The sequence below is a fragment of the Oxalobacteraceae bacterium OTU3CAMAD1 genome (assembly GCA_024123915.1).
In the GTDB taxonomy this organism is placed as follows: Bacteria; Pseudomonadota; Gammaproteobacteria; order Burkholderiales; family Burkholderiaceae_D; genus Rugamonas.
Genome location: CP099650.1, coordinates 3778217 through 3790488, shown reverse-complemented (window position 1 = coordinate 3790488; position 12272 = coordinate 3778217). Strand labels below are relative to the sequence as shown.

Sequence of the window (12272 nt, the reverse complement as noted above, 5' to 3'; positions counted from 1 at the left end):
TAAGGATTTAGATACACATGGCCACGACTACCGGTTGCGATGTATGCAAAAAAAGCTCGCTCTCGCTGCTGCTGCTACGCCCTAGCCCCATCTCCAAAAGTCCTCTGCTGCTCGCACCTGACTCGCATAAGGTTGCCGCCGAACCCGCATCCGTCGCCGGCCTGTTGCCTTCGCGCCTGCCAACCGAAGCCCGCTTCGGACTGCGCCTGCTGCGCGCGGGCTATGTGCACGTCTACATTCCCAACCCTCCACCCCGAATGACGCACTGGCGGGTCTACCGGGTGACCGAGCAAGCCGATATCCTCCCGCAAGAACATGCGTTGTTTGACCAGCCGGACAAGCCCTTCACTTGCGAGCGAGAGGTACACATCGCTACAGGCATGAAGGTATTGAATATCCCTCAAGCTGACAAAATCGCTGAAATCTGGATAGCGTACAGCGCCAACCTTTGGAACGACACGTTGCGCAAGAAAAACGGTGGCGATGCAACGGTGATGCAGCATGTCTCCCTGAGAGGGAACGGACCGAACACTTTCACGCCGACCGCGCAAAAACTCAAGGCTCAAGTGCTGGAGTGCGCGTTGACCTCTTACGTTATGGACGGCTCGGCGGAGCAAGATTTTGCGTTTAATAGCGTGGCGAGAAGAGTCGATGAGTTGGCGGCTGGATTGACGGCCGCTGCTGCGAAGCATCCGAAGACTGCAGGCAAGGAGGTTGCGGTTGTATTGCGCGATCCCGTAGGCATCGCTGCGGAACTCAATTCACTCAGGGTTCGACGCAACGAGCCTGTCAAACGGGAATTTGCGAAACCCGAAATCGCACATCCGATTAATAGTTCCAATGTAGTTCTAGGTCTAAAGAAATCTCAAATTGATGCAGCAGACGCCGAAAGTTTTGAGGAAGTTACACCCTTAACCACCATGCGGGCCTTCAAGAATCAAAAGTGGCCTGATGGAACCACTGGCCGGGTGCTCACGACTGCCGAAGCGAATGCGTTGCTTACAGAACCCGGCTTTAGGTTGGCCCCATTTATGCGCAAAGCCATCCTTGATAAAGAGCAAGTTGTGTGGCTTTTTTATCCTAACCACGCGAACCGGCTCCGGGAGTGGACTGAGAAAAAAGCGGCGAAAGGCTGGTCAAAATTTTCGAAATACGTTGACGAAGAGGCGCGATCGAACTGGGTAAACAACTTCAATCAGCGGATGAAAGTCGAGCACTACGACCCACTTCGAAAAATGGAAGAGGACTGGTTCTCGGCCGCCGAAGACCCACAGACGCTGATGTACTTTGTTCGTCATTTCGATCCGCAATCCGAAGTGTCCGCTTCTAATCCTGGCCTCGACAGCGTGATATACGCACATGAAAACCATTTGATTCATACGCCTGCACCAATGACCGCCGGTTCGGTAACCGAGCGTTATGTCGCAATGCTCGATCGACCCATTACAGAAGCGGATGCTTCGGCTGTACGGGCTACTATCGGCAATAAGGAAAATTTGGTCGCGGCTGCGCTTGCCCAATTAAATGGCGATCCTGGTGGTGACGGCATGCGCGACAAAACGTTCGACATGCTGAAGGGATACAGCGAACTTGTAAGATCAGACCGCGTCATGCAATCGCACGGCTGGATCGGTCACGCGTTGGCGCTTTACAGCGTTGGACAAATTACAGCGTTGACGGGCGCGGCGATGTCGATAGCCTCTACTCACCCTACCGCAGCAAAGGCCCTCGAAAAATTACAGACGTTGATGAAATTCCAGAAATTATTGGAATATGCAGTGGAAGGCGCACTTAAGGGTGATGCGCCGAAGCTGCCCGTTTTGATTAGGATGAACGTCAGCCCTGACGAGGCACTTGCGATTTTGGCAGCCCGCCAAGGTCAGAATGTCGGTATAACGAAAACCAGAATCGAAGAGCATCGAACTGCTGGCAAGATGGTGACGTTGACTCTGCTTACCGATACGGAGGCAATAAAGGCTGCCGGGGGTGACGTTTCATCAATGACAACGTCATCTGCCAATGGCAAGGTAAAAATGGGAACCGGCGGCGCCAATGCAGCAACAAAAGCAGCGGCGGGAAAAGCCGCGATTCTTTCCAAACAAGCCTTTTTAGATTTATATCAGCGTCAAGCTAGCATGGCAGGGAAAGCCTCGAACCTTATCCGTAACGCCATTCCCGCGATGAGCAGAACAGCCACCGGGGCCAATCTATTGGAACTATCAAAAAGCTTAGACGGAAGACTGGCTCTTGGAAGCATGGTGATCCAGACTATCGGCATGTGGTATGGGATGGCGGCGTTAAGTAAGGCAGACACCGACAGCGCGAGGCTCGACGCGACGTATGGACTACTGGATAGTATAGTGGGCTTTAGTGGTGGCGCACTGCAGATGTTCGGGGCATACGGACAGATTTACCTGACGCGCAAAGTCGGGACCCACGCAGCCGAAGCGGCAATTGAGAAAAGCATGGGACTCGGAGCCATGCGATTTCTTGGAGGAGTAACCGGCATCGCCGGGGGCTATATCAATATGGTCGCCTCGTATAAGAAGCGAAATGATCAAGCAGACGCAGGCAATACCACCGCTAGCCGGCTCTACCTGCTGTCGGCAGGCGCCTCTTTCGGGACTATGGTCTCTGCAAGCGTCATATCCACGGGCTATGTCGCAAGCAGCCTTTCGGCACGCGCTATAGGCGGCGCCGTCGTCCGAACGGTTGGGGTTCGCTTGGGCGCCAATGCCGTCTTGGCGACCGTAGGCGGAGTGGCATTAACCGCATCTGGCGTCGGATTGGTTTTGCTTGGTGCGAGTGTGGCTTTTCAGGTCGGCGCGATTATCCTCACACCTACCGACTTACAAGTTTGGCTAGCCCGAAGCTATTTTGGACTAGATGGCGGCATCATCTTCAGTGGAAAGCGAGATGACATGTTTCCGAAGGGAGATTGGCCAGCCGAGAAAGCGGCGCTCGATAAAGTGATCGAGCAGTCACGAATAGAGGCGGAAAAACAAAAATCTTGACAATAAGACCCATCGCATAAAAATAGCAAGGAAAATATTTTGAGTTCTTCAACTTCCAAAAATAAATTATCAGGCGTGGTAACAACTTACAAAAAAGGCACTCCAGCATCAACCTCTGCAATCGGACTTAACCTCATAAAGAAGGAATTTCATGATTCAATTGAATACAAGGGGAGCGCCGATGGAAGTAGAGGGATGGTAGCTTTCTTCGGTTCATTGCTCTTACTGGGGGTAGGTTGTGCAGATTTCATGTTTATTGACGGGCTTATTAAGAGATTTTCTTGGTTTGACTTTGTCGTGACGTTTTCCATATTGGCAATTGGGAATACCATTGCGTTTTTTGTTTTCTTAAAGGCACTACGTACCGAATTTTTTCGCCCTATTGACGAGCCAATAATTTTTGATCGAAAAAACAGAAAAATTTACAGAATTTTGAGTGAGACTAAACCAGGATGGAGAGGATTGTTGTCATCGTGGCCACTCAAAGTAGTTATGCATGATTGGGATCTGGTAAAGGCAGAGCACCACGTGGCCTTCAATGCCGACGGCTCCACACTAAATCGTATGCACGCACTGGTTTTCAGCGTTCAGAAGAGTGACCATGATCAAACCATTATCGATAGCTTTATGTTAGGCAACAGTATCCATCATGGTGAGCAGACTGTTCCGGCGGTATATGAACACGTGCGTAGATTTATGGAAGAAGGCGGTCCCCGCTTGCCACCAGGAGAGATGATCACAAATATTGAAAAGCCAGCTAGCTTTATGCAATGTATGGCGCGATCTGGACCATACGGCGAAAACTTCAAAAAATGGTGGAAGAACGCGAGATTCTTAACCATTATTTGGCTATTTTTTTTCCCAATTACGATCCCTATATTTACACTACTTGGAATATTTTCGTGGCTCAGCTACTCGACATCAATCTCAATCAGTTGGCCCGCTGAAGTGCTTACGGCTATTGGACCTGAGCTAAACGAGAAGTAATAATCATGACCATAGTCTCTACCGCTAAAACTTAGGGAAGCGCTGATCAGTTAGCTCTCTGATCGTGCTCCGCGCAATGGTAGTGTTCTCAGGCGCAGGCTTCTTGCTGCGGAAATCAGATTTTCCTGGGTGGTGCTTCTTAGGACGGCATCCTACGGAGTAGTACGGGTTTTGGCTGTAACTGTCGGTATTAGTTGGAAAGATTTTATGTCTTTCTCACGGTACATGGACAAGGTGGTGGCAGCATTAGGGCTCACGTTATCCACACAAATTGATCTATTTAAATCCACGAAAAAATCTGAGAAGCTAGCTAAGCCGTCCCTGCCCATGGGAGCTTATTATTCTAACGAAGCGGGCCCTATGACGAAACTTTGAAGAAGTGTCGCAAAAACGCATGGTTTGGGTTATTTAGGAGATTTCGAGATCTTGAGCCCCCAAGAACTCGGGCGTATTTCGTTCGCCACAATAAATTGAGTCACAGCCACTTGAATAGCACTTCAAGCGCGCCGTAGGGCCAAAAAAGAAGTACCATGCCTTTCGCGATCAAAGCTCATCTCAACTTTCGGATCACATCCGGACAGTCGGCTCGTACTGTGCTTTCCGGCACCACATCCGCGTAATGCTCATTCTTTTCCCAATAACTCAGGCATGTCGTACAACGATAAAGACGCGAGTGGAGCTCTAAATTGATGGCTAACTGACGAGGCCGACGGCCCGATTCCCAAAGACGCCGGCACACGCACGCCCCTTAGTTTACCACGTGGATATGCTCATTGATGAGTAGCAGTCCATATCATCGGAAGGCTGAATACCACCCTCACTGCCCCTTAACTGTACGTTTTATCCAGTTCATACCCCGGTCGTACAACCTCTCAGCCCCGTCCTCGATATCACCAATCTTCTTAGCCCCGGCAGCGGCTGCATCTCTACCGGCCTTGGTTGTGGCGTTATAGGCGCCCTCCACCGCGTCGGATGCCTCCTGCGCTTTCCGTCGCGCATAGGCAGCAGCTTCCTGCGCCTGGTGCTGGGCGGCCTCGGCGGCGTCATTGGCTGCCTTGGCGGTGGCGTCATACGCCCGCTTGGCGGCTGCTGCCGCCTCATCGGCTTTTTGCCGCGCGTAGTCGGCCGCCTCCCGCGCTTTGCGCTGAGTGTAGGCTGCCGCCTCCTCCGCTTTACGCTTGGTGTACGCCGCTGCCTCTTCAGCCTTGCGCTGAGCCGCTTCAGCAGTGTCCTTGGCGGCCTTGGTCGTGGCGTCCACCGCTTCTCCAACCTGCTGTTTGCCGGATTCGTAGGCATCCCCAACGGTCTTGCTCACGGCATCGCTCTTGGCAACGACCCAATTACCCCATTCGGTCCAGACACTGACGTTCGATTCCCAAACGCCCCTTGGTTTGAAGTAGCTGAACGGTTCGATGTTGCCGATGAAGTCGACCTTCGAGTCGTGGATGAACGTGGAGACGAAGTTCACCACGCCGTTGTTCGCCGGCTTATCCCAGGCGGACAATTGCCAGTCTTCGGGTTTAATATACTGAGCATAGCTATTGACGGCACTACCGCCAATCCGCAGCCATTCGCCGGTTTTGGCAACTTCGCGGTAGCGGTCCACTTCCCATGCCATTCCCTTGGGACCCAAGGATTTAAAGGTACTCGCGGCACGGCTGCGAGCGCCCGGCGTCTCGATACCTCGGCGATGTATGGTCCCACTGGCGCTGTAAAACACTTCGAGGTGGCGCTTCATCTGGTTTTCAACCGTCCCGCTCATGGCGCCGCAGGCGGCCATATAGTCGCGATACGCAGCCTCCGTGGTTTCCAGACATTCAAATCGCTCCGTGAACATCGCATACGTCTTGGCCTCAATCTCCTTATAACTCTTCATCCTGACGCCGTTGAAAACGGCCTCGCGCATCATGTCGCGCATCGGAATTCGAGCGTAATTATTCTTGATACCTTGGTCGTCCGCAGCATAACCGCCGCCGACATCGGAGTGGACGCCCGGATAAACGTTCTCCACCCACTCGCCGGCCAGCTTCCCGTTTTTCCTGATCAGATCCACCGGGAATGCGACGCGCACCTCGTGCGCCGCTATATAGTGAACACAACGTTCTATCAACGGCGAAACGACCAGTTCACGATCACGGAAAGGTAGCTGGACATTGTGCGCAGGAAGTCCGAAAGACGCGACGGTGTCGAAAATGCCGAGGAAGCTGGGGCGCATCGGATAATTTTCGAGCAACAGGTCATTGCCGCTTTTCTTACAGTTCGTGATGATGCGATGGGAAAACGCCCTGGCTAGCGCCGCGCCGCGCGAGAAACCGAAGAAGGACATGTCGATCATTTTGATCAGACGGTGTTTTGCCAGGGCTTCGTGGACCTGCGCCATGCCCTTGGCGCTAGCAGCAGCGGCGTATTTTTCCACCTCAAGGCCTTGCGCTTTCGCCTGCGCAAGAAGCGCATCGAACATGCGTTGGTTGACAGCGTCCTCGCCCTGCCGAAGCCTGCGCTCGCCACCACCACCAAAGCCCAAGCCTTCGATGTGATCTTCAATCCACACCCCGGCGGAATCTAACCAATTGCCAGCCGTGCCATTGAATTTCGTACCCACGCCAGAGATGTAGACTGGATATACGTTGTCTTGCTGGCGCATCGCCATCAACAGACGTCCGACATTGCTCCATTTCTTGTCCGCGTTATCGGCCTCGCGATTGTTGCCGGTGCCATCAAAGAACAGACTGATATGCACAACATCGCGGCAGTCCTGGAATGGACCTGCCGGTTCATCGGGAACATCGCGGGAAGCAGCCGCTGCCGCAGGTATCGCTTCATTTGCCATGCCGATCGTCCATTTTTGCGGCTGCCTTTTCACCGCGCGCGGTTGCGCGGGGGAAGTGGGCCGAGGTTACGAGCTCAACTGTGTCGTCAGGATAAATGTGAACGGAGATAAACTTCGCACCGGGTACGATTTCGCTCTGGGTCAGCGCCAAAGCGTTTTTGTTCTGAACCGTTTCGCCGTTACGGGGCGTTCCTTTCGGTCCATCAAGCTTCCAGGTGACGACTTTGGGGCCCAGCGTCAACGCAAAGCCGGTTGTCGTGCTTTTGCCGGTCTCGGGATAGGCGCCAGACACCTCGTAGCCGACGCCATCCACATTCACCGCGAAAATCGGCCGATCCAAGTAGTTGAACAACACCAAATCCAGTACGACACGCATATCCTTAGCCTCGCAAGCGTTAAGTAAAAGAAAACCGCAAGCGGCCAGCATGATGTTGCGCCGCTTTGCTCCGGTAACTTCCGCCACTTTTGTTTTCAACATATTCCAATCCATTATTCAATGGGCCCGAGATCAGTGGTCCATGCGCACCGACTATTCGGGCATCAGACTCATCGCGGCGGCGAACCGCATCTCGCCGCTTTTCACCCGAGCCAACAGCGCTAACAGGTCTTTATCTTCCCGCAGCCGAGCGCCATAGATCAGCGACACGCAAACGTAATTCACCAAATCTTGCATGGTCTCCAGACCAATGTCCCGCGCCCCGGTCAAAGCCCTCGCCACATAGGAATAGTGCTCTTTCGGTGGAATGTCGTTCAATAAGAATGGCTGATTCAAGTCGACATAAAACAGCACGTGATCGGGCAAGCTGGCCTCAACCAAGTCATCCACTTGTCCTTGCCCGAGCATCAATGGTTTTGTCAGGCGAACCGTGAGCGCCGCTCCGTCGATTTCGACGGAATGCTGCGTGCCGTCTCGGTCCCAATACCACCAACCAGACAAGCCGCCGAACAACATCTTGCGCTGTTCCTCATCGAGCACGGGACCTGGTACATGCAAGGTGGGGTCGTCCTTTTGGCCGATCAGCGTGCCGAGGATGGCCGGGTCCCAGAACGCGAAGAACATTTCTGTGCCGTCGGGCAGGCGGATCTCTGCGAACTGTTTTAACTGCTCAAAAAGCACGTCGAACGGCAACCGGCTGGCGACCACGGTCACACAAGGCTGACGCTTGGCCGTTTGGTCAATCCACTCCCAGGCAACACCGCCGCGCGCAGGGCTGGGCAGAGCGACCAGATGGGGCGATTTTTCCGCCAGCGGACTGCCCTGCGTGGCGCCCAGCAGACATTTCACCTCACCGCCAGTTGCCGTCAGCGCACCTGGCAAGGCACTGTTCTGTGCGCTGTCGGCGATGGCGTACCAGTTCCAGTGGGGATGAGTTGACGCCACCGTAGCCAGCGCACCGAGATGCGGATACTTTTCCATACTTACACCCACTTATTTATAAAGGCCGTGCGCTGCTTTGCGCGCTTGGCCAGACATTCGATGCACAGCTCTTGTGGCGGCGCCGGCGTCGGCTTCGCAATGCTGTCACCCTCGCCCGCAGCCACGTCCTTCTTGCCGAAGCCGAAAACCAATAACAGACAACCGGCGGCGCCCAATAGCACGCGCCGGGTAAGCCTTTTAGATGCCTGGATCACGCCTACGCCCCCTTGTTAATGAACGCGGTACGCTGGGCTGCCCGCTTGGCCAGGCATTCCACGCACACCGACTGCGGCAGAATCGGCAACTTATAGTTGACCTCCTGGCCGCCGGAGAAGCTCTTCTTCGCCGCATGAATCGTGATCTTGCCCGGGCACTGGATCGTGATGTTGCCGCCAGTGATGGTGATGTTCGCCCCGCCCGCCGTCGACAGGCTGATGCTCTTGGCCGCAGCCCAGTCGATGTGCGCGTTGGCGCTGACGATGTTGACGTCGTCGCGCGCCTGCACGTTGAGCACGTCGCCCTGCGCCTGCAGATCGATCACGTCCTTGGCCGCGATCAGCTGCAGGCCCATGTTGTTCTCGCCGGCCTTCACCGCCCCGCCCAGCATGCCAATGGCCTGGCCGCTGTGCACGCGCATCTGCCCGCCGGTGGCGAACTGCGTGTCCTGCCCGCTCATCAAGGTGATCGTTTCACCGTTGGCCATTTGCAAATTCTGCCCGGCCAGCACGCCCAGCCCGGCCTTGGCGGCGATGGCGATGACGGCGCCGCTGGTGTGAGGCAGCTTGTCGTCGGCCGGCGCGATCGGCTTGTCCGGCGCGTCGGCTTGTGCTGCTTCGATGCTGTCCTGGCTCAGCATGCCCGAGGCGGCGGTGAGCATCGCCTTCAACGGCGCGGCCTTGTCGTCGAGCTTGCTGGTGTCGGCTTTGGCCGCGCCCAGGTGGCTGGCGTACGCCACCGTTTCGTGGGTCTTGGCCGCGCCGCTGAAGGTCTCTCCCAGCTTGACGGCCTGCTTGAGCAGCGCCATGCCGGCCACATTGTCGCCCGCCGGTTCGCGCGCGTCGGCCGCGTGGGTGATCTTATAGCTCGACACCAGCAAGCCGGCGCCGGCGCGCACGGCGCCGTAGCCGTCGGTGCGCAGTTCAGCGCCCGTGCCGCGCAGGCTGCCGCGATAGTTGTCGGCCGAGTGGATCAGGTGGCCGAGATTCAGTTCGCTGGCCGCGTGGCTGCTCTTGAGCTGGATGCGGCCCTGGTTGTCGGTGTCGTCGAACAGTAGCTGGTTGTAGCCGGAGCCGCCGAATTCCTTGCTGCGGATGCCCCATTGCGCGGCGCTGTTGCGGTGGCCGGCGGTGTCGGCGGCGGCACCGTGCCACAGCGGGCTGTTGCCGCCGGCGACGTTACCCTGCCCCGAGACGCCATGGTCGTGCGCCGACTGGAACACGGCGGTGTCGCTGTCGCGGTCGCTCTTTCCGCCCGGCGTGGGCGCTTGGCCGCCCTCGCCCTGGCCGTTGTACAGCGCGCCGACGATGATCGGTCGGTCGATGTCGTTTTCAAGGAACTGCACCAGCACCTCCTGGCCGATGCGCGGCAGGAACTGGCTGCCCATGCCGCCGCCGGCCGAGCGCTGCGCCACGCGCACCCAGCAGGTGGCGCTGGCGTCCTGCTGCCAGTGGTAACGGATGCGCACCCGGCCCAGCTTGTCGCAGTAGATCTCGTCGGCGCCGTTGGCACTGCTGCCGCCGTCGACCCCGACGACGATGGCGCTCTGGCTGCCGTGCGCGGTCGGTTTCGGGTGGTGGCGCAAGCCGTTCTCGCCCACCACCGGACGCCATGGCGTGTCGGCGGCGATCGCCTCGAAGTGGTTGGCGTAGCCGCTGTCGCTGGCCTGCGCGATGACGGCGGCGAAGTTCTCCGGCTGTTCGCGCAGCGATTCCTCGAGCAATTCCGGGATCGGCCCGAACAGTTCCTCCAGCCCCTGCTTGGCCGGCGTCGGCAGGTTGTTGACGCCCACGCTGACCACGCGCAGCACCACGTAGGCCGCCTCGGCCTCGCCGCCGGCCAGCGGTCCTTGCGTCAACGTGAAACGGGTGCCGGGGCGCAAGGTGCGCACCGTCGAGCGCGCGTCCCACAGGTGGCGGCGCGCTTCGTTGGCCTCCATTTGCAGCAAGGCGTAGCGCTGGGCCTGCTCGCCATCGGCGAAGAAATACTGGCCGGGCGTGTCGTAGCTTTCCAGGATAGGGGCGTTGGCGCCGCCGACCGGTTGGTTGGTCGGCACGCTGGCGCTGACGGCGCTCTTGGCCTTGTAGTCGTAGCTCAAAACGGTGCTGAGCGCGGCGCGCAGGCTGCGGTGGGCGCGCAGCGCCTGGATGGTGTCGGCCGATTCGCCCACGCGCGCGCCGTGGAAGCGGATGCCGCCACCGGCCGCGCTGCTGGCGTCCTCGGGCGTGGCGCTGGTTTCGACGCTGTTGGCGAACAGCACCATGCCGTGGCCTTCGCCGGTTTCCTCGAAGCGCCAGGCCAGGCCCTCTTCGGTCAACAACCGGGTGATGAAGTCGAAATCGGATTCGCGGTACTGGCAGCAATAGCTGCGCGCGCCGGCGGCGGCCATGAACGGCGCCGTCTCGTCGCTCCAGCGCCACACCGCCAGCGGCGCGTGCTCCTGGAACACCGCCTCGACGATCTCGATGACGGTTTTGTCTTGCCATACGCGGCTGTTGCGTACTTGGCTCAGGCGCCACAACCATGGCGTCAAGCGCAGGCGGTAGCGCGCCAGGCCGCCGAAGCTGCCCAGCATCGCCGCTTCACTGACCAAGCCGCTAAAGCGGGCGCGGGTGCCGTCGGCCAGGCTGGTTTCCAGGGTGGCCGGCTTGCCCAGCAAGGGCGCCAGTTCGATGTGGGCGTCGGTCGACAGCGCGATGATGTCGCGCGCGCCGATCGCCTGCAAGCCTTCGTCAGCGGCGAACGCCTCGACCATCAAGGCCGGGCCATCGTCGCCGAAGCTGAGCGCGTACAGCCGGGTGGCGCTGCTGAACTCCGCCAGCGCGCCGACAACCTGGTCCACCAGGGAAAAACTCATCGCGCCACCTTGCAATCGCCGGTTTTGGTGCGGCCTTCGCAAATGCGTGCGCGGCACTCGGCAGCCTTGGTTTTGCCGAATTTTTTGCACTGGGCCAGCTGTTCTTTCACGCTGAGCCTGGGCTTCTTCGCCGTTTCAGCCTTCTCGGCGGCCTGTGCATGCGCGACCAGGGCCGACAGCAAAGCGATGTCGCTTTCCTGCTCCGGCGTGGTGGCCGGTTCGGCCGGGGCCTTTTTGGTTTCCTTGGGCGCCGGCTTAGGCTTGGGCTTATGCACCGGCTTGGCCGCGCTTTTCGCTGGCGCGGGCGTTCCGGCGGACGGCGTTTCCAGCGCTTTGCTGAGCACGTCGTTGCCCGGCTTGGCCGCAGGCGCCGCAGTTTGCCCGCCGGCGTTGAGCATTTCGCTCAGGCTTTCCTGCTTTTCGGGCGCCTGCTGGGCGGCCCGGTCGTCGTTGATGACGGCCGCCGGCGCCGCCGACGCCAGCACCTCGTCGGCCGACACCTCGGCCGCAGCAGCCGGAGCCGGAGCGGCAGCGACAGCCGGCGCAGTTGCCGGCGGCAGCTCCTTGCTGGCCGCGGCAACCGACGTCATCACTTCGCTGTGCGCGGTCTCGCGCGTCACATAAGTGCCGATGCCCACTGCGATCATCAGCAAAGCTACGCCCAATCCCGCCCACACCAGCGGCGAGCGGCCACGCTTGGCGGCCGGCTTGGCTGCGCCACTGCCGGACTCAAGCGTGGATAATATGCGGTTGCGGTCCGCCTCTTCCTGCTGCGCCGGGGTCAACAAACTCGGCCGGGAGGGCTTGGGACTCTCATCTTTTCGTTGCAAAATACGAACTCCTGTCAGTTATTGCAATACTTTACTATATTCAACAGCGATGCGACGCATGTTAGAACGTTAACTGAACGCGCACTCAACATGCGCACAATTGAACCGAATAGTCATCACA

General features: G+C 57.9%; 8 protein-coding genes. 2 read left to right on the top strand and 6 right to left on the bottom strand.

The window, feature by feature from the left end; all coding sequences use genetic code 11:
- Nucleotides 1–17 precede the first annotated feature (17 nt).
- Nucleotides 18–3014 carry a hypothetical protein gene (locus NHH88_16475; protein USX11317.1) on the top strand — a complete coding sequence of 999 codons (2997 nt, stop codon included), beginning with the start codon at nucleotides 18–20 and terminating at the stop codon, nucleotides 3012–3014.
- A 39-nt stretch (nucleotides 3015–3053) separates the two neighbouring features.
- The gene (locus tag NHH88_16470; protein USX11316.1) at nucleotides 3054–4001 is read left to right on the top strand and encodes a hypothetical protein; all 948 of its coding nucleotides are present in this window, start codon (nucleotides 3054–3056) and stop codon (nucleotides 3999–4001) included.
- A gap of 817 nt (nucleotides 4002–4818) precedes the next feature.
- Here the strand turns inward: NHH88_16470 and NHH88_16465 are convergent.
- Genes NHH88_16465 through NHH88_16440 form a run of 6 tightly spaced genes read right to left on the bottom strand, consistent with a single transcriptional unit; the run spans nucleotide 4819 to nucleotide 12151 of the window.
- Entirely contained in the window at nucleotides 4819–6831 is a 2013-nt protein-coding gene (locus tag NHH88_16465) for a DUF2235 domain-containing protein (GenBank protein USX11315.1), read from the bottom strand.
- Nucleotides 6821–7309 carry a hypothetical protein gene (locus tag NHH88_16460; GenBank protein USX11314.1) on the bottom strand — a complete coding sequence of 163 codons (489 nt, stop codon included), beginning with the start codon at nucleotides 7307–7309 and terminating at the stop codon, nucleotides 6821–6823. The genes NHH88_16465 and NHH88_16460 overlap by 11 nt, the downstream gene beginning before the upstream one ends.
- Before the next feature lie 51 nt (nucleotides 7310–7360).
- Nucleotides 7361–8248, bottom strand: coding sequence for a DUF4123 domain-containing protein (locus NHH88_16455; GenBank protein ID USX11313.1), 888 nt, complete (start codon nucleotides 8246–8248; stop codon nucleotides 7361–7363).
- Nucleotides 8249–8250: 2 nt separating this feature from the next.
- A complete protein-coding gene (locus NHH88_16450) occupies nucleotides 8251–8463 on the bottom strand; it encodes a hypothetical protein (GenBank protein ID USX11312.1) in 213 nt (70 codons plus the stop codon).
- Between the two features lie 2 nt (nucleotides 8464–8465).
- A complete protein-coding gene (locus tag NHH88_16445; GenBank protein USX11311.1) occupies nucleotides 8466–11321 on the bottom strand; it encodes a type VI secretion system tip protein VgrG in 2856 nt (951 codons plus the stop codon).
- The gene (locus tag NHH88_16440; GenBank protein USX11310.1) at nucleotides 11318–12151 is read right to left on the bottom strand and encodes a hypothetical protein; all 834 of its coding nucleotides are present in this window, start codon (nucleotides 12149–12151) and stop codon (nucleotides 11318–11320) included. The genes NHH88_16445 and NHH88_16440 overlap by 4 nt, the downstream gene beginning before the upstream one ends.
- Between the last annotated feature and the right edge of the window lie 121 nt (nucleotides 12152–12272).

Bases quoted from the DNA above. Each gene is read 5' to 3' on its own strand.
- NHH88_16460 (USX11314.1), bottom strand. From the start codon at position 7,309: ATGTTGAAAACAAAAGTGGCGGAAGTTACCGGAGCAAAGCGGCGCAAC.
- NHH88_16465 (USX11315.1), bottom strand. From the start codon at position 6,831: ATGGCAAATGAAGCGATACCTGCGGCAGCGGCTGCTTCCCGCGATGTT.
- NHH88_16445 (USX11311.1), bottom strand. From the start codon at position 11,321: ATGAGTTTTTCCCTGGTGGACCAGGTTGTCGGCGCGCTGGCGGAGTTC.
- NHH88_16475 (USX11317.1), top strand. From the start codon at position 18: ATGGCCACGACTACCGGTTGCGATGTATGCAAAAAAAGCTCGCTCTCG.
- NHH88_16455 (USX11313.1), bottom strand. From the start codon at position 8,248: ATGGAAAAGTATCCGCATCTCGGTGCGCTGGCTACGGTGGCGTCAACT.